This window comes from Sulfitobacter sp. LC.270.F.C4, from assembly GCF_032922545.1.
GTDB classification, from domain to species: domain Bacteria; phylum Pseudomonadota; class Alphaproteobacteria; order Rhodobacterales; family Rhodobacteraceae; genus Sulfitobacter; species Sulfitobacter profundi.
On record NZ_CP136692.1, the window covers coordinates 696,581 to 722,514 of the forward strand.

The window sequence follows — 25,934 nt, forward strand, 5'->3', positions numbered from 1 at the left end:
CTCCCTTTCTCTATCCGCAATATGAGTTTTTCCATGACAGTCGACTACCAAACCCTATCGAAAACCATTGCCGCTCTGACGGAGGGCGAAGACGATGCCGTGGCGCTGATGGCCACCATCGCCTGCGAGGTACATCACGCAGATGACCGGTTCGACTGGACCGGGTTCTACCGTGTCACCGCGCCTGAGCTGCTTAAGATCGGGCCCTATCAAGGCGGACACGGCTGTTTGGTGATCCCGTTTTCGCGCGGGGTCTGCGGGGCTGCGGCCCGCACGGGCGAGGTGCAATTGGTGGAAGATGTCGATGCCTTCCCGGGCCATATCGCCTGCGCCTCGTCGACGCGGTCGGAATTGGTGCTGCCGGTCTGGAACGGCGCGGGGGACTTGCTGGGGGTCTTTGATATCGACAGCGACCAGCCCAATGCATTCACCCAAGCGGATGCCGATGCATTGGCCGCGATCCTCAAAGACAGTTTCGCTGCGGTCGCCTGACCGCCACGCGCCGCTTGATCCGCGGGGCGGCATCTGCGAGGGGGAACCATGGATAGCGAATATAACCCGCCGCAGGACCCGCTGGTCATTCTGCATGAAGACGCCGAAGTTTTGCTGGTCGATAAGCCTTCTGGTTTGCTGAGCGTGCCCGGCAAAGGCGAGCATCTGGCCGATTGCCTGATCGCGCGGGTGCAGGCGGTCTTTCCCGAGGCGTTGCTGGTGCATCGGTTGGATCGGGACACCTCGGGCGTGATGATCTTTGCGATGACACCCCATGCACAGCGCCATCTTGGGCTGCAGTTTGAAAAACGCATGACGCGAAAAACCTATGTTGCTCGGGTCTGGGGTGTGCCGGAAGAGAAGTCCGGCACGGTCGATCTGCCGCTGATCGTTGATTGGCCCAATCGTCCGCTGCAGATGGTGTGTCATGAGACCGGCAAGCCCGCGCAGACCGACTGGAAAAAGATCAAGTCCGATGGCGAGACCGCGCGCATGCGCCTGTTCCCCAAAACAGGACGCAGCCACCAGCTGCGCGTGCATATGCTGGCGCTTGGGCATCCTATTCTGGGCGATCCGTTCTATGCCACCGGGCCTGCGCGGGATTTTCCTCGGTTGATGCTGCACAGTGAAGAGTTGCGGTTTAACCATCCGCAGGGCGGGGCATCGACCAAGGTCCGGGCGAAGGCGCCGTTCTGAAGGGCGCTCCGTGCCCAGCCTTTCGATGTGAGGCGGGGGCGGGATCGGTATTTAAGAAAGGATGAAGGAGAAGGGGGCCGTGGCGCTGCGGTGAAGTTTTGCTTTGTGGCAATCGGGGGGTGAAAATGGCGGGGTTTGCGATTACCTCTAGCCTATCTGTTCACAGATTGACCCGGAGGATATCATGGGCTTGCGTATCAACGACACTATTCCCGACCTTACCGTCGAAACCGATCAGGGCAGTTTTTCGCTGCATGAGTTCGTCGGTGACAGCTGGGCGATCCTGTTCTCGCATCCGAAGGATTTCACCCCCGTTTGCACGACCGAATTCGGCGCCGTGGCGCGGCTCTCCGATGAGTGGGAAAAGCGCGGCACCAAGGTGATCGGCGTGAGTGTTGACGGGGTGGAAGAGCATAAAAAGTGGAAGGGCGATATTGAGAAGGTTGCGGGGACGAAGGCCGGTTTCCCGATTATCGCTGACGCAGGGCTCGAGGTATCGAAGGCTTTTGATATGCTGCCCGCCGAAGCCTATATGCCTGATGGCCGCACGCCCAATGACAGTGCCACTGTACGCTCGGTCTTTATCATTTCGCCGGATAAGCAGTTGAAGCTGAGCATGACCTACCCGATGAACGTGGGCCGCAACTTTGCCGAGGTCCTGCGGGCGCTGGATGGGTTGCAGACTGCCGGCAAGAATGGCGTCGCAACGCCGGCGGATTGGCAGGTGGGCGAGGATGTGATCATTCCCGCGACCGTGTCAGACGAGGACGCCAAGGCGAAGTTCGGGGCGTTTGAGACTGTGTTGCCCTATCTGCGTAAGGCCAAGCTGCCGGGTTGATGCGCTGTTAGCGATGGCCGAGCTTATGCGCGAAGGCCATCGCTTTTTCATGCAGCAAGCGGCGCTGTTTGCGCAGGCCATAGAGCGGCGACCGGCGGAATTGTCCCCGATTTCCGCCTGAACGGGCGGAAATGTCACTGTCGAACCGGCCAGCGGTCACGAGGCTTTGGGCGGTTGCCAGCCCCATGTCGGAACGTGTGAGGACTTGTCTTAACATATTGTCTGCGGGGCAGAAAATAGGCTCGGAGGCGGCAAGGAAAGCATTGGCTCCGGCGCGGTTCCAGATCAGCGCATGGGCGAGCATGGGGAAATAGTGGGCGCGGAGCACCTCAATGCCTGCGACCTTGGCCATGGGACTGGTGATCTTCAAGGGCGTTGCGCCTAAGTTGACGCAGTGCCAATCGTCGCGGGCGCGGAGCCATTTTATCAGTTGCGGTACGGCAGTTTTGAAATCAGGCTGCAGGGCGATATCATCTTCGAAAACGAAGCCGATCTCATCGCCGCTTTCTAGAAAGGCCGTGGCGGCGCGCTGGTGGGAGACGTAGCATCCGACCTCACCTTGGGTCATCGAGCGGCCCATGAACCGTCGGGCTTTGCTATCATCATAGGGCGCGAACTGCGCGAGGTCGATTTCACGCCCGTCAAATGCGTCTACGCGGATCGGGTCGACTTGCGCCCCGTCCAGTTCGGCCTTCGCGCTGTCCAGCCGTTGGGGGGAGGCGGCGAGATTGATGACGAATCCCTTGGGGCGCTGCGGCATGGATTTGACCTCATCCCTGTCGGCCCGGGGGACGGCAACAGGTTCTTACGGGTTAAACTTTGGGGGTGGGTCGACCGCGCAGCCAGTTTTTGAATCGTTTGAAGGCGGAAGGCGGTTTGTGGGCGACGCTGACAAACCCGATGTGCTGGCAAGCGCCGGGTTTCAGAAAGGCCGTGAATTTACCCTGTTTGCGCAGGTGACGCGAAATATGGCTTTCACGTTTGAAACCGCTGAAGCCGCCAACCTCTTTCCAGAGGGAGAGGGGGGCAAGATGCGGGTTGAACGTATAGCCATACCATTTAGGGCTGAGAGCATCCATGCGCGCGTAGGAGACGCCTGCACAGTCCTCCTTGACGATCTGGGCGCGGGCCGCGTCTTCGATGAAGAAGTTATCGGTGTCGCGGAAACAGACCGAGGAAACATCGGGATGTGCCTCTAGCAGGCGCAGGGCGTCATCTAAAAAATCGTGGCGGGTGAATTCCCAGTCGTCTTCCATGTGAAAGACATAAGGCGTGCGCACCTTGGCATACATGGCGTCAACGGCGGGGTGGTGTCCGACCTGTTTGCCCAGATCAATGCGTTGGCCGTGGGGGCAGAGACGGTCGAAGACCGCGCTTGTTTCGGCATCGCCAAAGTCGTTGATGCCAATGATGGGGAGCTTACGCAGTTCCGGGCCGAGGCTTTCGAGCGTTTGTTGCAGGACATCGGGGCGCAGCCCCATGGTGATGCAAATCGTGACCAGATTCTCTGCGCTCATGTCTTGTACTGCCCTGCGGGAAAAACTGCGGACCCCGGTGAGGGTCCGCAGCAGGTTTTAATCAACCTTCTGCCGGTTCTTTCTTCTCGGCAGCGACTTCTTCACCAGTTTCCTGATCGACGACTTTCATCGACAGGCGCACCTTGCCGCGATCGTCAAAGCCCAAAAGCTTCACTTTCACTTCCTGACCTTCCTTCAGAACGTCCGAAGGGTGGTTCAGGCGGCGGTTTTCGATCTGGGACACGTGGACCAGACCGTCGCGCTTGCCAAAGAAGTTCACGAAGGCGCCGAAATCGACGATCTTGACCACGGTGCCGGTGTAGACGGCGCCCTCTTCGGGCTCTGCCACGATCGAATAGATCATGTCGTAGGCCTTTTTGATGGCGTCGCCATTGGCGCTGGCGATCTTGATGATGCCTTCGTCGTTGATGTCGACCTTGGCGCCAGAGACTTCGACGATCTCGCGGATCACCTTGCCGCCGGACCCGATCACTTCACGGATCTTGTCGGTGGGGATCTGCATGGTCTCGATGCGCGGTGCGTGCACGGAGAAGTCCGCTGCGCCGGAGATCGCTTTGTTCATCTCGCCAAGGATGTGGATACGGCCTTCTTTGGCCTGAGCCAGAGCTTTTTCCATGATCTCGGGCGTGATGCCTGCAACCTTGATGTCCATCTGCAACGAGGTGATGCCCGCTTCGGTCCCGGCCACTTTGAAGTCCATGTCGCCGAGGTGGTCTTCGTCACCCAGGATGTCCGACAGGATCGCGTAGGAGCCGTCATCTTCGAGGATCAGGCCCATCGCCACACCGGCCACAGCCGATTTCAGCGGCACGCCCGCGTCCATCATGGACAGCGAACCACCACAGACCGATGCCATCGACGAGGAGCCGTTGGATTCGGTGATCTCGGACACGAGACGGATGGTGTAGGGGAAGTCTGTCGCTGCGGGCAGAACCGCCTGCAGGGCACGCCAAGCGAGCTTACCGTGGCCGACTTCGCGACGGCCGGGAGGGCCCACGCGACCAACTTCACCAACCGAATAGGGAGGGAAGTTATAGTGCAGCAGGAAGTTCGATTTGAAGTTGCCGTGCAGCGCGTCGATGAACTGTTCGTCATCGCCGGTGCCGAGCGTGGTCACAACCAAACCTTGCGTTTCACCACGGGTGAACAGCGCCGAACCGTGGGTCCGCGGCAGGATGCCGGTTTCGGCCACGATGTCGCGGATTTCGTCGGTGCGACGGCCGTCGATACGCTTGCCGGTTTTCACCACGTCGCCGCGCAGGATGCTGGCCTCAAGGCCCTTCATCGCGGAGCCGAGGTTCTTGTCCTCCAGCTGCTCTTCGCTGAGCTTGCCTTTGATCGTCTCGCGGGCGGCGGCAACAGCGGCGGTGCGCTCTTGCTTGTCGGCGATGGCGAATGCGGCACGCATTTCTTCTTCACCGGCGGCTTTTACAGCGGCGGACAGCTCAGAGTAATCATCGGGCTGGAAGTCGAACGGCTCTTTCGCGGCGTCTTCGGCCAGATCAATGATCAGGTCGATAACCGGCTGGATTTGCTCGTGGGCGAATTTCACCGCACCCAGCATTTCCTCTTCCGACAGCTCATAGGCTTCGGATTCGACCATCATCACGGCGTCTTTGGTGCCGGCGACAACCAGATCGAGGCGCTGCTCGGGGTTCAGGCGCAGGTCCTGCATGTCGTCGATTGTTGGGTTCAGGATGTAATCGCCATCCTCATAGCCCACGCGGCAGCCAGCGATCGGGCCACGGAACGGCGCGCCGGAGATCGTCAGCGCGGCGGAAGCGGCGATCATGGCGACCATATCGGGGTCGTTGACCAGATCGTGGCTCAGCACGGTGCACATCACCAGAACTTCGTTTTTGAAGCCGGGGACAAAGAGCGGGCGGATCGGACGGTCGATCAGACGCGCGGTCAGGGTCTCTTTCTCGGTGGGGCGGGCCTCACGCTTGAAGAAGCCACCCGGTACTTTACCGGCGGCATAATATTTCTCTTGGTAGTGCACGGTCAGGGGGAAGAAGTCCTGGCCCGGCTTTTGCTGACGTGCGTACGTCACGTTGGCCATAACGCTGGTTTCCCCCAGCGTGGCAATCACCGACCCGTCCGCCTGACGGGCAACCTTACCGGTTTCCAGTGTCAGCGTCTCTTCGCCCCACTGGATCGATTTTTTCGTTACATTAAACATCTACGTTTCCTTTTTGGCCCATTGGCCATTGCATAGGGGCCGTATTGCCCCTGACTCCGGTATCTTCTTTTTCAGGCGCAGGAGTCCGCGCGCCGGATTTCAGATTGCGCGGACATACAGGTTTTCAAGGCAAATGGGAAGCGTTCTATCGTGGCAGAGCTATAAGCGGCGGGTTCTTTCCGCTGCGCTATCGTGCAGGCTGCGCGCACAAAAAAACCTCCCGGCGCGGGCCGGGAGGTTTTATCAGTTCTGTCACCGGGTAACCCGGTGGCGTGCGCTTAGCGGCGCAGGCCCAGACGCTTGATGAGGTCCTGATAACGGGCGTCATCTTTGGCCTTAACGTAATCCAGCAGCTTGCGGCGCGTCGCGACCATTTTCAAAAGACCACGGCGGCCGTGGTTGTCTTTTTTGTGGGTCTTGAAGTGCTCGGTCAGCGTGACGATGCGCGAGGTCAGAATGGCAACCTGTACTTCGGGCGAACCTGTGTCGCCTTCTTTGGTGCCGAAATCTTTCATGACTTTTGCTTTTTCTTCAGCAGTAATCGACATCGGGGTCTCCTTTCGAAAAGAGTTTAAATGGATGGCGCAGGCCGGGATGTCGTCCAGCTCAGGCCCATGGAGATATCACCCGCTGACGGAATCAGCAGGCGATGGGGGCGTATAGGGCGAATTTGCGCCTTTGGCAAAGGGTGATTTGTGCGGCGGCGGTTGCATGCGTCACGCGGCAGGAACAAGTGCAAGGGCCGCGCTGAGCGGGATCAGAGCAATATCTTCCAGCGCGACACTATCTCCGGCGACCCGCGCGACGATGATGTCATCCAGCAGGACGAGCGTCTGGTTCGGTTGGTCGGGATCGGGAAGGATGGAAAGAGGCGGCTCTGACCCGGTGGCGGTGCTGTCATCCCAGACAAACAAAAGCGAATCATTCTGTGCGTGATAGTCCATGATCTGTGCCGCGCCCTGCTCGGTAATCCAATCCCCCAAAACAATTTGATCCGTACCTTCGCCTGACGTCACAACGTCCTGCGCGCCTGCGACAATCAGGTCATCCCCGCCGCCGCCATTAAGGTAGTCTCGGCTCTGCTCGTCATCCGCCCCGTTGAGCGTGTCATCCCCCCAGCCGCCAAAAAGCGTATCTTCGTCGTTGCCACCCCGCAGCGCATCATCGCCAAGCCCGCCTTGGAGTGCGTCGTTTCCTGCGTCGCCATTCAGCAGGTCATCACCCGCAGAGCCTTGCAGCGCGTCATCACCCGCGCCGCCATAGAGAAAGTCATCGCCATTGTGGCCAAAAAGGCTGTCGTTGCCCGCGCCGCCGAAAAGGTCATCATCACCGTCATTGCCGTGCAGGCTGTCGTTACCTTCGTCGCCGTGCAGCGTGTCATTGCCGTCATGGCCGTGCAGATCATCATTGCCAGCAGCACCATTCAGCAAATCATTCCCGCCGTAGCCGCCAAGTTGGTCCTCGCCGCTACCGCCCTGCACCGCCTCACCGGCATCGCTGCCGGTAAGGATGTCCCCCAAAGTAGCGCTGCCGCCGCGCGGGGTGTCGGCTTCAGGCGTATCATCCTCTGACGGTGTTTCGATTTCCACAAATGTGACAGCGCCAACCGCCATTAATCCCATCATTCCAGCCAGCCACAGCATCCGCAGTTCCACCGTTCATTGCCTAATGCCCTACACATCATCCCACCCTTAAAAGGCCATGGCGCGGCTTTAAAATCAAAGGAATAGACGGAGAATGGTTAACGCGTGGTTGCTAGCGCAGTGCGCTAGGGCTGCCACAAAACCGGCTCCTGGGTATAGGGCAGGTAAAGCGGATGGCGCGGGTGGCCAGCTTTGGAGAGACCAAGGTGGTAAAGCGGTTTATCCCCCCGCGCCAACCGAGCGGCGACGGCCAAACCCCGGTCCAGATGTGCGCCATGCACGCCCCAAGCGGCGATGATCCGGTCAGCCCAACCGGCCCCCTCGATAAGCGTGGCGTCATTCTCGGGGCCGATGGGATCAACCGCCGCGCGCATGTCGCGCGGATCGGTGGCGCGGAAGGCAAAGATATTGGTCACCCGGAAACCGCCAAAGCCCAGCACCCGCGCCCGACGCTCGCAACGCTCGACGGTGGGATCGTTCTGCACCTCGGTCGCGGTGGAGGGGTTCAGCATGACAAACATCACCCGCGGCGCAGCGTTGTCCCAGATCCGTGTGAGGCTGTAGCGATACTGCTCACAAGGGGAATAGACCGCCGTCGAGGGCGCATCGCCCTTGGTATGGCTGCGGGTGATCAGGGCCATTCAGCCTTCGTTCGTGTCCGAAGATAGGTTGAACACCCGGCTGGGGTGCAATTCGCCTGCCTTGAAGCGGCCCACGGCGACGGGCTGGCCATCCAGCGAGGCCCAGCATTCATCGCCATATTCCACGTCATGGGCGATCACCATGCCGGGGTTGCCATTGCGCAGACGCGTCGCGCCTTCGGGAGTGGCTTTGACCTCGGGCAGTTCCGTCAAGCCTTCGGCCAGCGGCAGCAGATGCGTGTCGAGTTCTGGCGTGCGGGCGATCTCGTCGATCTGTGCCAGTGTCAGGGCATTCGCGGCCTCAAACGGGCCAGACCAGGTACGGCGCAGCTCGCGGACGTGGCCGAGGCAGCCAAGCTTCTGCCCCAGATCGCGGGCGATGGAGCGGACATAGCCGCCCTTGCCGCAGACCATCTCAAGCGTGACGTGATCGGCATCAGGCCGATCAAGCAGCAGCAGGCTTTCCACCCAGAGCGCGCGCGCGGCGATGTCCATCTCTTCGCCGTCGCGGGCGCGTTTATAGGCGCGCTGGCCGTCGATCTTCACCGCTGAGAACTGCGGCGGCACCTGCTGGATGTCCCCGATGAAGTCGCTCAGCGCGTCCTTGATGGCTGCATCGTCGGGGCGCAGATCAGAGGTGCCGATCACTTCGCCTTCGGCATCGTCGGTGTTGGTGGCAATGCCAAGACGCACGGTGAACTCATAGGCTTTCAGCGCGTCGGTGATATAGGGCACGGTCTTGGTCGCTTCGCCCAAGGCGATGGCCAGAACGCCGGTCGCTTCGGGGTCAAGGGTGCCTGCGTGGCCCGCCTTTTTGGCCTCCAGCGCCCAGCGGACCTTGTTGACCACGGCGGTCGATGTCGGCCCGGCGGGTTTGTCCACCACCAGCCAGCCTGAAATATCGCGACCCTTGCGTTTGCGTGCCATGTCTTGCCCCTTCGCCTTTGTGGTGCTGCCCTCTAACGGAGCCATGCCGCGCTGCCCAGCCCCCAAGCGGGGAAAAGGTCACTTTGCAGGCGTGACGATGCCGACGATCGGCCCCAGCGTGGTGAACCCCGCCCCGGTGCGGCGCAATCCCGGCGCCCGCAGGCGCGAGATATTGCCGTCGAAATACAGCGCGTTAGGCAGGTCCAGCTCATCCCGGTAGAGCCGGGCAAACTCATGAAAGGTGACCACGTCATTGGAAATCGCAAAGACCGCGCGTTTGCCATCGGTGCTGGTACCAACCCCATTGCGGATATAGCGCGAGGTGCTGTCGGGCAAAAACCGCGGATGCAAAGCGCCATCGATTACCAACATCGGGCCGGATTGCGTGGCAAAGCGGCAGGCGGGCCTGTTCCTAAGATAGCGCTTGGTCTCGATCACATCGGCGCGGCCATCGCGCAGGCAGAAGACGCCATTGGGCAGCAAACCAAAGTTGCCGGGCCCTGCGCTGTCGATCACGCCGCGCGCCTCGACACCCTCTTCGATGTAATGTCCGACCGGAGAGCGATCCTCGTGGTACATGCCCGCGTTCATGGCAAAGCCGAGCCGGAGGCCTTGCGCTTTCAGCGCTTCATCAAGCGAGCCGAAGAACCCATAGGCCGCGCCTGCGTCATCGTTGAGAAAGAGCCGCAGATCGTCACGCTCCAGATCGACCTCGCAAACGGTGTAGGAGCTGCCGTCGAACGTGATGTTGCGGCATTCAGCAGCGTCCGAAGGCGTGCCTTTCAGCGCGATCAGCGCCATTGCGATCAGACCGGCGCGGATCACTGATCCGGCGCGCTGTCTGCAGCGTCATCGTCTGGCGCGTCCGCATCGCGGCGCACCACATCTTGGTTCAGCATCCGGCGCGTGTCGTCCATCCGGTCGAATGTCCGATCCAATTGGAACCGCAGATCAGGAGAGAACTTGAGCGTAAGTTTCTTAGCCACTTGCCGGCGCAATTCGTTCTTATTGCGCGCCAGCAGTTTGAGCACCTCATCCTGACCTTCACCGCCCAGCGGCAGCACATAGGCCGTTGCGATCTTGAGATCAGGAGAGATGCGCACCTCGCCCACGGTGATCGACAGCCGGTTGAGATCGGTGTCATGCACGTCCCCACGTGCGAGAACATCAGACAAGGCGCGGCGGACGGTTTCGCCCACGCGGAGTTGTCGTTGCGACGGGCCTGCGCCCTCATGAAACTTGTTCTTTGCCATGAACCCCATCTAAGGCTTCGGTTGCACTTTGCCAAGCGCTCGCCGACGGGCTAAACCAGCCGAGCCATTCATGCCCCCGAACCGCAGGAGTTACCTCATGACACAGACCCCCGGCATCGCCGTTACAGGCGCCTCTGGCCGCATGGGCCAAATGTTGATCCGTGAGATCACCGTCAGCGACAAGATGCATCTGGCGGCAGCGGTAGAGCGGACGGGTCATGATTGGGTTGGCCGCGATGTGGGCGAGGCGATGGGCGGTGCGGCGCTGGGCGTCACCGTGACCGATGATGCCGCTGAGGCGTTTGCCAAGGTGCAGGCCGTGATCGACTTCACCGCGCCCCAAGCCACGATCGCCTTTGCCGCTGCGGCTGCGAAGGCCGGGATCGTGCATGTCATCGGCACCACCGGGATGACCGATGAGGAAATCGCGCAGCTTGCCCCAGCCGCCGAACAGGGGGCCATCATCATCCGTGCAGGCAATATGAGCCTTGGCGTGAACCTGCTGACACAGCTCACCCGTCAGGTCGCCGCTGCACTGGACGTGGATTACGACATTGAGATCATCGAATCGCACCACAACCAGAAAGTCGATGCCCCCTCTGGCACGGCTCTGATGCTGGGCGAAGCCGCCGCCGAAGGGCGCGGCGTAAAGCTGGCTGATGTGTCAGACCGGGGCCGCGATGGGATCACCGGCGCGCGGCAGCAGGGCGATATCGGTTTCACCGCGATCCGGGGCGGTGACATCGTGGGGGAGCATGACGTGATGTTCGCCGCCGCCGGGGAGCGGATCATCCTGCGCCACATCGCGTCTGACCGCGCCCTTTTCGCGCGCGGCGCGCTGAAGGCCGCGCTTTGGGGGCGGGGGCAGACGCCGGGCGAATATGACATGCTTGATGTGCTGGGCCTGAAACGCTGAACCAGATGCAGATTATCTGAAACTTTACCTCTTTTGCTTACGTGAATGCCAAAGGCAATTCACCAAGGGAGGTTTCGATGAGGATTACCTTTGCACTCGCCGCGACTGCGGTGCTGGCGCTAAGCGGCCTGCCCGCGGCGGCGGAGTATGCCCGTATTCAGAGCAAGTCAGATTTTGTCGCGGCAGTGAATGGCAAAAGGCTGACCCGTCCGCTCGTCAATCTGCAGGTGACCCCCGGCGGGGCCATCGCTGGCAAGGGGGCCGCTTGGCAGATCACCGGCAGTTGGTCGTGGAAAGACGGCTATTTCTGCCGCACGCTGGTTTGGGGCGGCAAGGATTTGGGCTATAATTGCCAAGTCGTGATGCGCGATGGCGCGAAACTCCGCTTCACCTCTGACAAGGGTGCGGGCGAGTTGGCGGTGCTGACCCTGCGCTAAGGCCGCTTAGAAATCGACGGCGATGCCTTTTTTCTCCCAATCGCCATAGCGCACCGGCTCCGGCCCATCGCGCCCGCCCAGTTCAGCGGGCAGGTCCAGCGCGGCTGCGGCCTTGCGGCGCGCGGCGGCCTCGGCCAGCGCGCGCTGTGCGGCGGCAGGCAGATCGGGGCCGGGCTGCGGCGTCGGGTCATGCGGCGTGTCGGGGATCGGCTTTGGCCCCGGTTTGGGCTGCGGTGGCAGGTCCGGCGCGGGGCTAGGGGTTGGGTCAGGGCCGGGTTTGCTGTCGGGAATGGGGCGTTGATCGGGCATCATGGTCCTCTTGAGCCAAGTTCTCCCTTGATATACGTCGCGCGCTGGCCCAGACAACCCGGCAACCCCTCAAGCGAGACCCAGATAGGACATGACCATGGCAGACACAGGCGTTCAGGCCCGCAGAAGCGCGGTATATCTGCTGGATCAGGTTTTGGGCGATGAGCCACGTCTGATGTCGGAACTGCTCGCCTCCGGCGCGTTGGACAAGCTGCCCCCCGATGACCGGGCGCGGGCACAACGTCTGGCACAGGACACGCTACGCGGGTTGGAGCGTGCCGACCGGCTGTTGCAAAAACATCTGCAAAAGGCCCCGCCGTTGACCGTGCGCAACGTGCTGCGCGTCGGCACGATTGAGCTGTGTCAGGGCGGCGCGGCGCATGGGGTCGTGAACACGATGGTCAATCTCGTGTCGCAGCATCGCACGCTGAGCCATCTCAAGGGGCTGACCAACGCCGTGCTGCGCAAGATCGCCGCACAGGGGCCTGAGGCTTGGGGCGCCCTGCGCGCACCGCGCTTGCCCAAATGGCTGCGCGGTCCACTGGCCGAGGCTTGGGGCACCGACGCCATCGCCAAGATGGAAGAGGCGCATTTCGCGGGCGCACCGCTGGATCTGACCGCCAAGGGGGATCCGGCCGCCTTGGCCGAGGCCGTGGGCGGCACGCTGTTGCCGACAGGGTCGGTGCGCGTAATGAACGCAGGGCAGGTCTCCACCATGCCGGGATTTGCCGAAGGTGACTGGTGGGTGCAGGATGCCGCCGCCGCGATCCCGGTGCGGGTGCTGGCCCCGACGGAAGGTGAAGCCGTGCTCGACCTCTGCGCCGCGCCGGGGGGCAAGACCATGCAGCTTGCCGCTGCGGGGGCCGTTGTCACTGCCGTCGACCAATCGCATCCACGGATGCAGCGGGTGAAGGAAAACCTTGCCCGCGTGGGGCTTAAGGCCAAGACGCTCACCAAGGACGCCCGTGCCGTAGAGGGCGCGTTCGACGCGATCCTGCTCGACGCGCCCTGTTCCGCCACCGGCACCATCCGTCGCCACCCCGATCTGCCCCATGCCAAGGATGGCTCGGAATTCGGGGACCTGATTGAACTGCAATCCGAGTTGATCGACCACGCATGGACCCTGCTGAAACCCGGCGGGCGGCTGGTGTTCTGTACCTGTAGCCTGCTGCCCGACGAGGGCGAAGTGCAGGTCGATGAGGCGTTGGAACGGCACGGCGACATGACGGTCGACCGCGCTGCGCTGGAGTTGCCGGGGGTCGCGGCTGAGTGGGTCACCGAAGAGGGCGGGTTGCGTCTGCGTCCTGACTTTTGGGCTGACAAAGGCGGGATGGACGGTTTCTATATCGCGTGTCTGCGGAAGGGCTGACCCTCACGCCCCGTCGGGTGGGGAGGGCACAGCGAGGTATGCGGATTTCGGTATCTCGACCAGGCCGCGCAGGCCCAGCGTCGCGGCATCCTCGGGCGTAAGCCCGGCGATGGCATCGCGGACCGCTGCAAATGTGGCTTCGCGATCGGTATCTGCCGCCGCGATATAGGGCAGGCCGGGCGTCGGCGTCGTGGTTTCCAGAACCCGCAAGCCACCCGCGAAAGCGTCATACCGCTGGATCAGCCGCCACGACACCCCGTCCAGCGCCGCAATATCCGCCCGCCCCTCGGCCACGGTTTTGGCGGAGTTCCGGTGCCCGTGGCTTTGACTGCGATCTGCAAACCAGAAACCCTCTGCGCTGCAATGCGCGTAGGCGGCGGCGTAGCCTGACTGCGAAAACGTCTGGTTGTAGGTGAACCGCGCCGCGCGAAAGTCGGAAATTGTTTCACGGGGATCATTGGCGCGGACCACGAAGACGCTGTTGTAATAGCCCTGCGGGCAGCCCTCAACGGCAAAGTCTGGTGTCCCGATCAGCGTAACATGGTCGTGCAGCCACAGGCGGTAGGGCATCCCGCAGGTTTGCGAAAGGGTCAGGTCGCGGGCTTTCCAGACCGCGAATTCCTCTCGCGCATTGTCCAACTCTTCCGGGGCCACAACGCCTCGCGCGCGCAGCCCGTCGCGGATCAACGCCCAGTAGCGGGCCGTGGCCGCGGCGGTTTCTGGCCGTAGGTACATCATCAGGCTGGCGATCATCGGTGCGCTCCGGTTGCGGTGCCCTTGTTTAGGCGGCACCCCTGCGGGCTGGCAACCGTCCGTTCCCCGCCGATCCCCCGGCGCGCGGGGAAAATCCGGTGACTCATTGCAGGGCCGCGGTTATGCTGCCGCCAAACGCCATCAGAGCGTCAGGGGCAGCTTGATATGATTAATCTTTCCAGCGTCATGGCCCGAAGGGTGCGGTTTTTGAACCGCTGGCACGCTTGGCGTGCGACCCGGGGCCGGGGGCGGGTGGCGGGTTTCACCGCGTCGCCCGAGCCGCGCACCATCGGCTCTTTCGCGCGGGGGCGGCAGTTGATGGCGGGCAATTACCTTTTTGCCGGCAGCCTGCTAACCGCGCCGCAGACCGCGATGTGGGATCTGACCCCGCCTGGCCCTGCCTTTGCGGCGGAACTGCACGGTTTTGCATGGCTGGATGATCTTGCCGCCGTGGGGGATGCACGGGCGCGGGCGTCAGCGCAGGATTGGCTTTGGGGCTGGATCGACTGTTTCGGGCGCGGGCAGGGGCCGGGCTGGACCCCGGCGCTGACCGGTCGGCGGCTGATCCGCTGGATCAACCACGCACTTTTCATGCTGCGCGGGACGGACACCGCGCAGAGCGATGCCTTCTACCGGTCCCTCGAACAGCAGACCCGTTTCCTGTCAAAACGCTGGCGCGCCTCTGCGCCGGGCCTGCCGCGCTTCGAAGCGCTGACCGGGTTGATTTACGCGGGCCTGTCGCTGGAGGGGCTAGAGGAACTGGCCGATCCCGCCATCAAGGCATTAGCACGCGAATGTGCCAGCCAGATCGACGCCGAGGGCGGTCTGCCGACCCGAAACCCCGAAGAACTGCTCGCCGTTTTTACCCTGCTTACATGGGCCGCAGCGGCGCTCAGCGATGCAGGCCGCAGCACGCCCAAAGAGCACCTTACCGCGATTGAGCGTATCGCGCCGACCCTGCGCAGCCTGCGTCATGCCGATGGCGCCTTGGCGCGGTTTCATGGCGGCGGGCGCGGTATGGAGGGCTGGCTGGACCACGCGCTGGCGGCGGCCAAGGTCAAGACGCGGCAGCCTGATGGGCTGGCCATGGGCTATGCAAGGCTGTCGGCAGGGCGCACCAGCGTGATCGTCGATGCGGCGGCTCCGCCGGGCGGCGCGGCGTCGGGCAATGCCCATGCCTCGACACTGGCGTTCGAGCTGACCTCGGGGCGGCGGCCCTTGGTGGTGAACTGCGGCTCAGGCGCGTCTTTCGGGCTGGAATGGCGGCGGGCGGGGCGGGCCACGCCGTCGCATTCGGCCCTGTCGCTTGTCGGCCATTCCAGCGCCCGACTGGCGGAGCCTGACCCCCACAGCGGGACAGAGGCGCTCATCGCGGGTCCGAGCCAAGTGCCAGTGGAGATCGGAGAGGCGGCGGATGGGCTGCGTTTTGAGGGCGGCCATGACGCCTATCTGCGCAGCCACGGGCTGACCCATGCGCGGCGGCTCGAACTCACCTCGGACGGGCGCGGGCTGACGGGGGAGGATATGCTGCTGGCGATAGAGGGGGCGGAGAAGCGGCGCTTTGATAAGGTGTTGAGCGCCACACAACTGAAGGGCGTGCCGTTCGACATCCGTTTTCACCTGCATCCGGATGTCGATGCCACGGTCGACCTTGGCGGGGCTGCAATATCCATGGCGCTGAAAAGCGGTGAAATTTGGGTGTTTCGCCATGACGGTACGCATAATCTGTCTTTGGAACCGGGGGTTTACCTTGAGACGACGCGGCTGAAGCCACGTGCTGCGCAGCAGATCGTGCTGACCGGATATGCCATGAACTATGCCACGCGGGTGCGCTGGTCGTTGTCAAAAGCGCAGGAAACTGCGATTGGCGTGCGAGATTTGTCGATCGACGATCCCTATGCTGATGAAGACTGACCAAGGAACCAGCCCCATGCCCGACCTCTATCCCATCAAACGCGCGCTTCTTTCCGTATCCGACAAGACCGGTCTTTTGGACCTTGGCAAAGCTTTGGCGGCGCGGGGCGTTGAGTTGCTCAGCACCGGCGGCACCGCTAAAGCGCTGCGCGAGGCGGGGCTTGAGGTGCTGGATGTGGCCGATGTGACGGGCTTTCCCGAGATGATGGACGGGCGCGTGAAAACGCTGCATCCGGTGGTCCACGGCGGTCTGCTGGCCCTGCGCGACAACGATGAGCACGTCGGCGCGATGAATGAGCATAACATCGGCGCGATCGATCTGGTGGTGGTGAACCTTTATCCGTTTGAGGAAACCGTCGCCAAAGGCGCGGAATACGGCGAGGTGATTGAGAACATCGACATCGGCGGACCGGCGATGATCCGTTCGGCGGCCAAGAACCACGGCTTCGTCAATGTCGTGGTCGATGTTGAGGACTACGCCGAAGTGATCGCGGAGCTTGAGGCCAACGACGGCCAGACCACCTATGCCCTGCGCCAGCGCTTGGCCCAAACCGCCTATGCCCGCACCGCGGCCTATGACACTGCCGTCAGCACTTGGATGGCCGAGCAGGTCGCAGGCACCCCGCGCCGCCGGACCTTTGGCGGCACGCTGGCGCAAACCCTGCGCTATGGTGAAAACCCGCACCAGCAGGCGGCTTTCTACACCGATGGCTCCACCGCCCCCGGTCTGGCGAACGCCGTGCAGCATCAGGGCAAGGAACTGTCCTACAACAACATCAACGACACCGACGCCGCCTTTGCGCTGGTCAGCGAATTTGACCCTAAAGACGGCCCCGCCTGCGCGATCATTAAACACGCCAACCCCTGCGGCGTGGCACGGGGTGAGACGATGCTCGACGCCTACAAACGCGCCTTTGACTGTGACCGTACCTCGGCCTTTGGTGGCATCATCGCGCTGAACCAGCCGCTCGACGGCCCGACTGCCGAAGCCATTGCTGCGATCTTTACTGAAGTCGTCATCGCCCCCGGCGCGGATGAGGATGCCAAACGCATCTTTGCCGCCAAGAAGAACCTGCGTCTGCTGACCACCGAAGGTCTGGCCGACCCTGCCGCCGCCGCTTTGGCCGTGCGTCAGGTCTCGGGCGGGTTCCTTGTGCAGGACAAAGACGTGGGCCGCGTGAGCCGCGATGACCTCAAGGTCGTGACCAAGCGCAAGCCGTCGGATCAAGAACTCGACGACATGCTGTTTGCGTGGACCGTGGCGAAACACGTCAAATCCAACGCCATCATCTATGTCAAAGACGGTGCCACCGTCGGCGTTGGCGCAGGCCAGATGAGCCGGGTGGACAGCACCCGCATCGCCGCGCGCAAGGCCCAAGACATGGCCGAGGTGATGGACATCGACGCGCCGCTGACCCAAGGCTCGGTCGTGGCATCCGATGCGTTCTTCCCCTTCGCGGACGGTCTGATCACAGCGGCAGAAGCCGGTGCCACGGCGCTGATCCAGCCCGGCGGCTCAATGCGGGACGAAGAGGTGATCGCGGCAGCGGATGAAGCGGGCCTTGCCATGGTCTTCACCAACATGCGCCACTTCCGGCACTAAGCGAAGGGCAGCACCATGCGGACATTCGGCATCGCGGCCTTCGTGGCCTTTATGATCGATCAGATCAGCAAATATGTGGTCATTCACATGATGGAACTGGCACGTATCCGCTCCATCGAAGTGCTGCCTCCGGTGCTGAATTTCCGCTATGGCGAAAACCGGGGCATCAACTTTGGCCTCGGGGGTGACATGAGCCAATTGGTGCTGGTCGTGGTGGCGCTGGTGATCTGCGCGGGCGTCACTCTGTGGCTCTGGCGCAGCCCGCATGGGCGGTGGGCACAGCTGAGCGGCGGCCTGTTGGTCGGCGGGGCGCTGGCGAATGTGGCGGACCGGCTGATCTATGGCTATGTGCTGGATTTCCTGAACAACTCTTGCTGTGGCATTAACAACCCTTTCGTCTACAACTTGGCGGATGTCTTTATCTTTGCCGGGGCCTTGGGGCTGATCCTCTTTACCGGAGAGCCAAAAAGCGCGCCCAAGCGCCGGGGCAAAAAAGGTCAGTGACATTGCCCGCTTGCCTGCGATATTGAACAAGCAGACCCCGAAAGGAGACACCATGCGTCGCATTGCCCTCATCAGCTTGATCCCGCTGGCCCTCGCCGCCTGCAGCAATCAGGGCCTTCGCGATTTGCAGCCTGTCTCTGAAGGACCGGACGAATTCTTGATCCAGCCGGTCAAGCCCTTGGAACGCCCCGATAATCTCAACACCCTGCCGACCCCCGTACCGGGGCAGGCGAACCTGACAGACCGCTCGGCAGTGGCCGAAGGTGTGGCGGCATTTGGCGGGCGTTTGGATACTTCTACGGCGATCCCTGCCGGGGACGCGGCGCTGGTGCAGCATACGGGCCGTATGGGCGTGCAGCCCGGTATTCGGGCAACTTTAGCGCAATCTGACGCGGAGTTCCGCAAGCGTAAGGGGCGGTTTACCCAGTTCCGCATCGTGCCAGTCGACCGCTATAGCCAAGCCTATGAGCGTCAAACTCTCGATGCCTATACCGAGGCAGAGCGTTGGCGCGACGCAGGCGGACGCACGCCGTCTTACCCGCCGCAAAACACACGTTTTCGCTAGGCTTCTTGAAAGTAGCGCCAGACCGCGTAGGTAATGCGGGAGGCGATATATTTCGAGGTAAGCAATGATCCGACTGCCGATGATGGCGGCCCTGGTGGCGACGCTCTTCACAGCCCCCTCCGCGCAGGCGCGCGATAACGAGAATGAGGCGGTAACCCATTTCACCCTCGATAACGGCATGGAGGTCGTGGTCGTCGAAGACCACCGCGCCCCGGTCGTGCAGCAGATGGTCTGGTACCGCGCAGGCTCAGCCGATGAACCCAAAGGGTCATCCGGGGTGGCGCATTTTCTTGAACACCTGCTGTTCAAAGCCACCGACAAACTGGAAGCGGGCGAGTTTTCGGCCACCGTCGCGGCCAACGGCGGGCGCGACAATGCCTTCACCAGCTACGATTACACCGCCTATTTCCAGCGCGTCGCCGCCGACCGCCTCGGCCTGATGATGGAGATGGAGGCCGACCGGATGAAGAACATCCGCCTCACGCCCGAAAACATCGAAACCGAACGCGATGTGATCTTGGAAGAGCGCAACCAGCGGACCGAGAACAACCCCGCCGCCCTCTTCAGCGAACAACTCAACGCCGCGCAATTTCTCAACCACCGCTACGGCGTGCCGATCATCGGGTGGAAACATGAGATGGAGGAGTTGGACCTTGAAGATGCGCTGTCGTTCTATGAGCTCTACTATTCGCCCAACAACGCCATCCTCGTCGTCTCCGGCGATGTGACGCCAGAGGACGTGCGCGAATTGGCCGAAGCCACCTATGGCCAGATTCCCGCCAACCCTGACCTGCCCGAGCGCCTGCGCACCGAAGAGCCACCGCAGATTGCCGAGCGCCGGTTGATCTACAAAGACGCCCGCGTGGCCCAGCCCTATGTGCGCCGCTCTTACCTCGCTCAAGAGCGTGACAGCGGTGCGCAGGAAGAGGCGGCGGCGCTCTTTCTTCTCAGCGAATTGCTGGGCGGCGGCACCACTTCCTACCTCGCTGAAAAGCTGCAATTCGACGAACAGATCGCCAATTACACCGGTGCCTTCTACAAGGCCGATACGCTCGACGACACGACCTTTGATGTCGTGGTGCTGCCCGTGCCCGGTGTCAGCCTCCAGCAGGCCGAAGAGGCGCTGGACGAGGTGCTCGTGCAGTTCATGGAAGCCGGGGTGGACCCCGAGCATCTTGAGCGCCTCAAATCACAGTTGCGCGCCGATCAGATTTACGCCCGCGACGATGCCGACCGCGTTGCAAATCGCTACGGCTCGGCCCTTGCCATCGGCCTGACCGTCGAAGACGTGCAGGACTGGCCCGATGTGCTGCAAGCCGTCACCGCCGAAGACATCATGCAGGCGGCCCGCACCCTGTTCGACAAACGCGCATCGGTCACCGGTTGGCTGATGAAGGAGGACGCGCAATGAAACTGTTCTACGCCCTGATCCTGACGGTTTTCGCCGCACTTCCCGCCCGTGCCGAAGTCGACATCCAGCCCGTCACCAGCCCCGGCGGCATCGACGCTTGGCTGGTCGAAGAGCATTCGATCCCCTTTGTAGCGTTGGAAATCCGTTTCCGGGGCGGCGCGTCACTGGACGCCCCCGGCAAACGCGGCGCGATCAACTTGATGACCGGCCTCTTGGAAGAGGGCGCAGGCGACATGGACGCGCGCGCCTTTAGCCGCGAGACCGAAGCGCTGGCAACCAACCTCAGCTTTGACGTGTCGGACGATTCGCTTTCCGTCTCGGCCCGTTTCCTGACCGAAAATCGCGAAGCCTCCATCGAGCTTCTGCGCGCCGCATTGTTAGAGCCGCGTTTTGACGAAGACGCGGTAGAGCGGGTGCGCGGTCAGGTGATCTCGAACATCCAGTCGAACCAGAAAGACCCGAACGACATCGCCCGCCAGACCTTCGACAAGATCGCGTTCGGCGACCACCCCTACGGCAGTTCGCTGAACGGCACGCTTGAGACGGTGGCCGGGTTGACCCGCGAGGACCTGATTGGGGCGCATAAGGCCGTGCTGGCCCGTGATCGCATCTATGTCGGCGCGGTAGGCGACATCACCCCCGAAGAACTGGGCGAGTTGCTCGATACGCTGTTGGGCGATCTGCCCGCCAAGGGCGCGCCGATGCCCCCGACTGCAGATGTGGATATCCCCGCGGGCACGACAGTGGTCGATTTCGCCACACCGCAATCCGTTGCGATCTTCGGCCAGCCCGGCCTCGCGCAGGACGACCCCGATTGGTTCACTGCGACAGTGCTGAACCACGTCCTCGGCGGTGGCGGTTTCGAATCCCGTCTGATGACCGAGGTACGTGAGAAGCGCGGTCTGACCTATGGCGTCTATTCCTACCTCGCCCCGCGCGATCTGGCTGAGACCTACCTCGGCTCCGTCAGTTCAGCCAACGACCGTATCGGTGAGGCTATTGAGGTGATCCGCGCCGAATGGGCCAAAGCCGCGACCGAAGGCATCACCCAAGAGGAACTGGAGGCCGCCAAAACCTATATCACCGGCGCCTATCCGCTGCGGTTTGACGGCAACAGCCCGATCGCCAATATCCTCGTCGGGATGCAGATGCTTGGCCTGCCGACCGACTATATCGCGACCCGCAGCGGCAAGGTCGAAGCGGTCACGCTGGACGACGTCAAGCGCGTCGCGGCTGAATTGCTGGACCCCGAAAACCTGCATTTCGTGGTGGTTGGCCAACCTGAAGGGCTTGAGGCTTCTACCCCACCACAAGAATGAAAAAAGCGCCGCTCCCACAGGGGCGGCGCTTTCAACTTGTCTCTGGTGACAGGGCTTATTCGCCGTAAGGCACCCAGATATTCTTAACCTCTGTCGCGGCTTGCAGGAATTCGCGCCCCGTGCCATCGGTCCCGAACCAATCGCGCGCCATACCGTGGTTTACCCAGGTACGCTTGATATTGCTCGCCGCCCCTTTCTCAACCACGCCAGACAATTCCGCTGCGCCAAAGCACCAGACGGCATCAATATCCATATGCCGCGCCATCGGCTCGGCCAAATCGGCCTGTGGCCCGGTCAAGATATTGACCACCCCGGCAGGTACGTCCGATGTTTCAAGCACCTGCACGAAATCGGTCGCCGCCAGCGGGAAGGGTTCGCTCGCCGACAGGATCACCCGGTTGCCCATGGCAATCGCTGGCGCCATGCAAGCGACCAACCCCAATAGCGGTGCCTCTGCCGGGCAAAGCGCCCCGATCACGCCCACAGGCTCCTTCATCGCCAAGGCCACGCCCCGGATCGGCACGCCGTGCACCTGACCGTCGTATTTGTCGGCCCAAGCGGCATAGGTGAACAGCCGGTCAATAGCGGCATCAACCTCTTTGCGACCATTCTTTGTCCCCTGCATCGCATCCAGCCGCGCGGCGAATTCATCGCCCCGCGCCGAGAGGTTTTCGGCAATGTAGTAGAGGATCTGCGCCCGCAGATGGCCGGTGGTTTTCGACCACCCCTTCGCCGCATGCGCTGCTTCAACCGCGTTGCGGACATCCTTGCGACTGGCAAGGCTCACATGGCCCAACAGCCCACCAGACTTGCCCCAGACCGGCGCGGAATATCCCCCATCGGGCCGCGCCTGCTTGCCCCCGATATAAAGCTTTGCGGTGCGGTCGATCCCGTCTTCCGGGCCACCTTCACCGCTGAATGCTTCGATCTCTTTCAACGGCTTCTGGGCGGTCTTGGGCTTGGTATAGCCCGCCAGACCTTCCCAGCCGCCCTCACGGCCAAAGCCACTCTCGCGCTTGCCGCCAAACCCGGCAGCGGCATCCATCATATTGGTGCCGTTGACCCAAACGATCCCGGTTTCCAACTGCGGCGCAATGTCGAGTGCGAGGTTCACATTTTCGGTCCAGACCGTCGCCGCCAGCCCATAGCGCGTGTTATTAGCAAGCTGCACCGCCTCGCCAGGCGTACGGAAAGTGGTCGAGACCAACACCGGCCCGAAAATCTCTTCCTGCATCAGCGTATCGGCCGGGTTCAGCCCGGTGATCAGCGTCGGCGGATAGAAACATCCCTGCTCAGGCATGTCGCCCGGCGTAACAAAACGCTCGCCCGCGGTGTTTGCCTCCACCATCTCGCTCACGCGCTTGTATTGCACCGGGTCCACCAGCGCGCCCACGTCAATGCTCTTGTCCAGCGGATCACCGATACGCAGCTTCTCCATCCGCGTGCGCAGCTTGGCATAGAAGCGATCCGCAACAGGCTCATGCACCAACAACCGCGAGCCTGCACAGCAGACCTGCCCCTGATTGAACCAAATCGCGTCAACCAGCCCTTCGACCGCGCTATCCAGATCGGCGTCATCAAACACGATGTAAGGCGACTTGCCGCCCAACTCCAAAGTCAGCGCCTTGCCCGAGCCTGCCGTCGCCTCACGAATGCGGCGCCCCACGGCGGTGGAGCCGGTAAAGGCGATCTTGTCGATATCCTCATGGGTAACAATCATCTCGCCCACAGCGCCATCACCGGTGACAATGTTAACCACACCCTTCGGCAATCCAGCCTGACGGCAAATGTCAGCAAAAAGCAGCACCGTCAGCGAAGTATACTCCGCAGGCTTCAACACCACCGTGTTGCCCATCGCCAGCGCAGGCGCGATTTTCCACGCCAGCATCAGCAGCGGGAAGTTCCACGGAATGATCTGTCCACACACCCCAAGCGCCTGCGCATCGGGCAGCTCACTCTCCATCAGTTGCGCCATGCCGGCGTGGTAATAGAAATGCCGCTGCGCCAAAGGCACATCGATATCACGCGCCTCACGGATCGGCTTGCCGTTGTCCAATACCTCCAGCACGGCAAAGAGCCGCGCGTGTTTCTGCAGCAACCGCGCCAGCGCATAGATATGACGCGCCCGGCCATGGCCGCCCAGCTTCTCCCACTTCCGCTGCGCTTTTCGCGCGGCCTTCACGGCGCTATCGACATCGCCTTGCGTCGCCTGCGTCAGGCTGGCCAAAACCTCTCCCGTTGCCGGGTTGGTGCTGTCGAAACCCGCGCCCGGCGCGGTGAACGCCCCATCAATGAAATGACCAAAACGCCCGCCTTGATCCACGATCCAAGCCAGCGCATCTGCCGCCGATTCCGGGGCTGGCCCGTATTCCATGCTCTCAAAAATCTCAGACACGCTCATGCCTTCATCCTTTTCCAAATACCGTCCCGCAGCCTGCAACAGGCTCAGGAGGTCGCGTGACGGTAAGCCGCCGAATAATTGCCGGTCACATGATGTTCCAACTGCCGCTCGATATCGCCCAAAAGCGAAGACGCGCCAAAGCGGAACAGGTCAGGCTGCAACCAACGGTCGCCCAGCTCTTCTTTCATCAGCGCCAAATAGGTGATCGCATCCTTGGCTTTGGAAATGCCACCCGCAGGTTTGTAGCCCACACGCACCCCGGTGCGTTCATAATACTCACGGATCGCGCGGATCATCACGAGGCTGACGGGCAGGGTGGCGTTGACGCTTTCCTTGCCGGTCGAGGTCTTGATGAAATCGGCCCCGGCCATCATGCAGACCAGCGACGCGCGCGCCACATTGCGCAGCGATCCCAATTCGCCCGTCGCAAGGATCGCTTTCACATGGGCCTCGCCACAGGCCTCACGGAAGGCGCGCATCTCATCATAAAGCGCCTGCCAGTCGCCCGAGAGCACGTGGCGGCGCGAGATCACGATGTCGATCTCTGTCGCCCCTGCTTCAACGCTCATCTCGATCTCACGAATGCGCAGTTCCAGCGGCGACAGGCCCGCCGGGAAACCGGTGGAAACGGCAGCGATCGGGATATTGGTGCCTTCCAACGCCCGCCGCGCGGCGGGGATCATCTCGTGGTACACACAGACCGCACCGGTGGTGATCGGGGCCATGCCAAGCGCATCAAGCAGATCGGGCGCAATCGGTTGGCGGGCCTTGGCGCAGAGCCGCTCGACCCGGCGCGCAGTGTCGTCGCCCGAAAGGGTCGTCAGGTCGATACAGGTCACGGCGCGCAGCAGCCACGCGGCCTGATGTGCTTTTTTCAGCGAACGGCGGGCGGGCAGGGCGGCGGCGCGGCGCTCGATCGCTGAGGTGTTCGCCTGCACCGAGCGCAGCCAGTCCATATCAAGCGGCATAGGCTCGACACGTCGTTCGGTCACCTGCGGCAGATGGCCGGTGGCGCCGGTTTCAGTCGTGCTTTCGCGCGGGGTCGTTTGGGTGGCCATCGGGTCTCTCCGGTTTGGTCAGGCGGGCAAAATGGCATGGGGCAGGGGCCAAAGCAAGCGACGCTAACCCCGCGTCACGGGGCGATTGCCCGAAAAACAGGCAAGATACCGCAATTGTTAATGAGAACCATTCGCAACTGTTGACTTAATTGAGAATCGTTCTCATTAATACCTCATGAAACATACATCTGACCCTTTTCGCCCGTCCCGCCGCACCGCATTGATCGGTGGCATGAGTGCCTTTGCACTTCTCGGGGCCGCGCCAGCCGCCTTCGCGGCACAAAAGCTTAACGTTGTCGCCACGACAGGTATGATTGCCGACGCCGCCCGCCGCGTGGGGGGCGACTTGGTCGAGGTCCGCTCGCTCATGGGCTCAGGGGTCGATCCGCACAGCTACCGCCAGACGCGCAGTGACATCGTGGCGCTGACACGGGCCGATCTGGTGCTCTGGCATGGTCTCTACCTTGAGGCGCAGATGGAGCGGTTTTTTGAGGATCTGGGCCGCAAGCGCGCCGTGGTCGCTGTGGCCGACGCGCTACCCAAGGATGATCTGCTCAGCCACCCGGATTACGAGGGGCGCTATGACCCCCACGTCTGGATGGACCCGAAAACTTGGATCGCCGTGGTTGATGAGGTGACCCGCGCCCTGACCGAGGCCCATCCCGCAGGAGCCGAGACTTTCGCCCAGAACGCGGCCACCTACCGCGCCGAGCTGGAACAATTGGCCACCTATGCCGCCGAGACCGTGGCACAGGTGCCAGAAAGCCAGCGCGTGCTGGTCACGGCCCATGACGCTTTCAGCTATTTCGGGCGCGCCTTTGGGTTCGAGGTGATCGGCATTCAGGGCATCTCAACCAACAGCGAGGCGGGGCTGAACCGCATCTCTGCGTTGGTCGATGAACTGGTCGACCGCGAAATCGGCGCCGTCTTTGTCGAAACGTCGGTTTCCGACCGCAACATGCGTGCGCTTGTCGAAGGGGCTGCGGCGCGCGGTCATGAGGTCGTGATCGGCGGATCGCTCTATAGCGACGCCATGGGGGAACCGGGCAGCTATGAGGGCACTTATATCGGTATGATCGATCACAATGTCACCACCATCGCCCGCGCGCTCGGCGCGCCGGTGGCTGCGGGCGGGATGACCGGCAAGCTGGCACAGGGAAGCTGA

26 protein-coding genes are annotated in these 25,934 nt (G+C 62.3%); 13 read left to right on the forward strand and 13 right to left on the reverse strand.

Features of this window, described 5'->3' with window-relative positions:
* Positions 1 to 33: 33 nt before the first annotated feature.
* The 3 genes from R1T45_RS07235 (at position 34) to R1T45_RS07245 (ending at position 2,026) form a co-directional block, all read left to right on the forward strand.
* Positions 34 to 492 (forward strand): GAF domain-containing protein, encoded by a 459-nt coding sequence (locus R1T45_RS07235; protein ID WP_259947224.1) that lies wholly within the window; start codon positions 34 to 36, stop codon positions 490 to 492.
* Positions 493 to 540: 48 nt separating this feature from the next.
* Positions 541 to 1,188 (forward strand): pseudouridine synthase, encoded by a 648-nt coding sequence (locus R1T45_RS07240; RefSeq protein WP_120350023.1) that lies wholly within the window; start codon positions 541 to 543, stop codon positions 1,186 to 1,188.
* 184 nt (positions 1,189 to 1,372) lie between these two features.
* Positions 1,373 to 2,026 (forward strand): peroxiredoxin, encoded by a 654-nt coding sequence (locus tag R1T45_RS07245; RefSeq protein ID WP_067937672.1) that lies wholly within the window; start codon positions 1,373 to 1,375, stop codon positions 2,024 to 2,026.
* 7 nt (positions 2,027 to 2,033) lie between these two features.
* On the opposite strand, the gene R1T45_RS07250 is transcribed toward R1T45_RS07245, so the two are convergent.
* The 9 genes from R1T45_RS07250 to rbfA form a co-directional block, all read right to left on the reverse strand.
* A complete protein-coding gene (locus R1T45_RS07250; RefSeq protein WP_317390508.1) occupies positions 2,034 to 2,786 on the reverse strand; it encodes a glycosyltransferase family 25 protein in 753 nt (250 codons plus the stop codon).
* Between the two features lie 52 nt (positions 2,787 to 2,838).
* Positions 2,839 to 3,543: a glycosyltransferase gene (locus R1T45_RS07255; RefSeq protein WP_067624305.1), complete on the reverse strand. Its 705-nt coding sequence runs from the start codon at positions 3,541 to 3,543 to the stop codon at positions 2,839 to 2,841.
* A gap of 61 nt (positions 3,544 to 3,604) precedes the next feature.
* Positions 3,605 to 5,746 (reverse strand): polyribonucleotide nucleotidyltransferase, encoded by a 2,142-nt coding sequence (pnp, locus tag R1T45_RS07260; protein WP_317390509.1) that lies wholly within the window; start codon positions 5,744 to 5,746, stop codon positions 3,605 to 3,607.
* 278 nt (positions 5,747 to 6,024) lie between these two features.
* Positions 6,025 to 6,294, reverse strand: a complete 270-nt coding sequence (rpsO, locus tag R1T45_RS07265; RefSeq protein ID WP_007118755.1) for a 30S ribosomal protein S15 — start codon at positions 6,292 to 6,294, stop codon at positions 6,025 to 6,027.
* Between the two features lie 168 nt (positions 6,295 to 6,462).
* On the reverse strand, positions 6,463 to 7,359 hold the full coding sequence (locus R1T45_RS07270) for a calcium-binding protein (protein ID WP_317390510.1): 897 nt from the start codon (positions 7,357 to 7,359) through the stop codon (positions 6,463 to 6,465).
* Between the two features lie 155 nt (positions 7,360 to 7,514).
* Positions 7,515 to 8,024, reverse strand: coding sequence for a DUF1643 domain-containing protein (locus R1T45_RS07275; protein WP_260012776.1), 510 nt, complete (start codon positions 8,022 to 8,024; stop codon positions 7,515 to 7,517).
* Between the two features lie 6 nt (positions 8,025 to 8,030).
* Positions 8,031 to 8,957, reverse strand: coding sequence for a tRNA pseudouridine(55) synthase TruB (gene truB / locus R1T45_RS07280; protein WP_317390511.1), 927 nt, complete (start codon positions 8,955 to 8,957; stop codon positions 8,031 to 8,033).
* Positions 8,958 to 9,035: 78 nt separating this feature from the next.
* On the reverse strand, positions 9,036 to 9,782 hold the full coding sequence (locus tag R1T45_RS07285; protein ID WP_317390512.1) for a phosphodiester glycosidase family protein: 747 nt from the start codon (positions 9,780 to 9,782) through the stop codon (positions 9,036 to 9,038).
* Entirely contained in the window at positions 9,779 to 10,210 is a 432-nt protein-coding gene (rbfA, locus tag R1T45_RS07290; protein ID WP_067626238.1) for a 30S ribosome-binding factor RbfA, read from the reverse strand. The genes R1T45_RS07285 and rbfA overlap by 4 nt, the downstream gene beginning before the upstream one ends.
* A gap of 97 nt (positions 10,211 to 10,307) precedes the next feature.
* Between rbfA and dapB the strand changes: the two genes are divergently transcribed.
* Both dapB and R1T45_RS07300 read left to right on the forward strand, forming a co-directional pair.
* The gene (gene dapB / locus R1T45_RS07295) at positions 10,308 to 11,126 is read left to right on the forward strand and encodes a 4-hydroxy-tetrahydrodipicolinate reductase (protein WP_317390513.1); all 819 of its coding nucleotides are present in this window, start codon (positions 10,308 to 10,310) and stop codon (positions 11,124 to 11,126) included.
* A 77-nt stretch (positions 11,127 to 11,203) separates the two neighbouring features.
* Positions 11,204 to 11,563: a dihydrodipicolinate reductase gene (locus tag R1T45_RS07300; RefSeq protein ID WP_317390514.1), complete on the forward strand. Its 360-nt coding sequence runs from the start codon at positions 11,204 to 11,206 to the stop codon at positions 11,561 to 11,563.
* Between the two features lie 6 nt (positions 11,564 to 11,569).
* On the opposite strand, the gene R1T45_RS07305 is transcribed toward R1T45_RS07300, so the two are convergent.
* On the reverse strand, positions 11,570 to 11,770 hold the full coding sequence (locus R1T45_RS07305; protein WP_201722073.1) for a DUF1674 domain-containing protein: 201 nt from the start codon (positions 11,768 to 11,770) through the stop codon (positions 11,570 to 11,572).
* Positions 11,771 to 11,969: 199 nt separating this feature from the next.
* Between R1T45_RS07305 and R1T45_RS07310 the strand changes: the two genes are divergently transcribed.
* Entirely contained in the window at positions 11,970 to 13,241 is a 1,272-nt protein-coding gene (locus R1T45_RS07310; protein WP_317390515.1) for an RsmB/NOP family class I SAM-dependent RNA methyltransferase, read from the forward strand.
* Between the two features lie 3 nt (positions 13,242 to 13,244).
* Here R1T45_RS07310 and R1T45_RS07315 read toward each other — a convergent pair whose 3' ends face one another.
* The gene (locus tag R1T45_RS07315) at positions 13,245 to 13,994 is read right to left on the reverse strand and encodes a phosphate/phosphite/phosphonate ABC transporter substrate-binding protein (RefSeq protein ID WP_317390516.1); all 750 of its coding nucleotides are present in this window, start codon (positions 13,992 to 13,994) and stop codon (positions 13,245 to 13,247) included.
* Positions 13,995 to 14,159: 165 nt separating this feature from the next.
* On the opposite strand from R1T45_RS07315, the gene R1T45_RS07320 reads away from it, so the two are divergent.
* From R1T45_RS07320 to R1T45_RS07345, 6 genes are all read left to right on the forward strand, one after another.
* Complete coding sequence (locus tag R1T45_RS07320; protein ID WP_317390517.1) at positions 14,160 to 15,908, forward strand: heparinase II/III family protein; 1,749 nt, start codon at positions 14,160 to 14,162, stop codon at positions 15,906 to 15,908.
* A 16-nt stretch (positions 15,909 to 15,924) separates the two neighbouring features.
* Complete coding sequence (gene purH, locus R1T45_RS07325) at positions 15,925 to 17,511, forward strand: bifunctional phosphoribosylaminoimidazolecarboxamide formyltransferase/IMP cyclohydrolase (protein WP_317390518.1); 1,587 nt, start codon at positions 15,925 to 15,927, stop codon at positions 17,509 to 17,511.
* A 15-nt stretch (positions 17,512 to 17,526) separates the two neighbouring features.
* On the forward strand, positions 17,527 to 18,015 hold the full coding sequence (gene lspA / locus R1T45_RS07330) for a signal peptidase II (protein ID WP_317390519.1): 489 nt from the start codon (positions 17,527 to 17,529) through the stop codon (positions 18,013 to 18,015).
* Between the two features lie 52 nt (positions 18,016 to 18,067).
* Entirely contained in the window at positions 18,068 to 18,580 is a 513-nt protein-coding gene (locus tag R1T45_RS07335) for a DUF3035 domain-containing protein (RefSeq protein WP_317390520.1), read from the forward strand.
* A 64-nt stretch (positions 18,581 to 18,644) separates the two neighbouring features.
* Positions 18,645 to 19,991, forward strand: coding sequence for a pitrilysin family protein (locus R1T45_RS07340; protein WP_317390521.1), 1,347 nt, complete (start codon positions 18,645 to 18,647; stop codon positions 19,989 to 19,991).
* On the forward strand, positions 19,988 to 21,310 hold the full coding sequence (locus R1T45_RS07345) for a pitrilysin family protein (protein WP_317390522.1): 1,323 nt from the start codon (positions 19,988 to 19,990) through the stop codon (positions 21,308 to 21,310). Before R1T45_RS07340 ends, R1T45_RS07345 begins: the two co-directional genes overlap by 4 nt.
* A 55-nt stretch (positions 21,311 to 21,365) precedes the next feature.
* Here the strand turns inward: R1T45_RS07345 and R1T45_RS07350 are convergent, their stop codons facing one another.
* Both R1T45_RS07350 and deoC read right to left on the reverse strand, forming a co-directional pair.
* Positions 21,366 to 23,711 (reverse strand): aldehyde dehydrogenase family protein, encoded by a 2,346-nt coding sequence (locus tag R1T45_RS07350; RefSeq protein WP_317390523.1) that lies wholly within the window; start codon positions 23,709 to 23,711, stop codon positions 21,366 to 21,368.
* A 44-nt stretch (positions 23,712 to 23,755) separates the two neighbouring features.
* A complete protein-coding gene (gene deoC, locus R1T45_RS07355) occupies positions 23,756 to 24,769 on the reverse strand; it encodes a deoxyribose-phosphate aldolase (RefSeq protein WP_317390524.1) in 1,014 nt (337 codons plus the stop codon).
* Between the two features lie 175 nt (positions 24,770 to 24,944).
* Here deoC and R1T45_RS07360 point away from each other — a divergent pair, with 175 nt between their 5' ends.
* Positions 24,945 to 25,934, forward strand: a complete 990-nt coding sequence (locus tag R1T45_RS07360) for a metal ABC transporter solute-binding protein, Zn/Mn family (protein WP_411041358.1) — start codon at positions 24,945 to 24,947, stop codon at positions 25,932 to 25,934.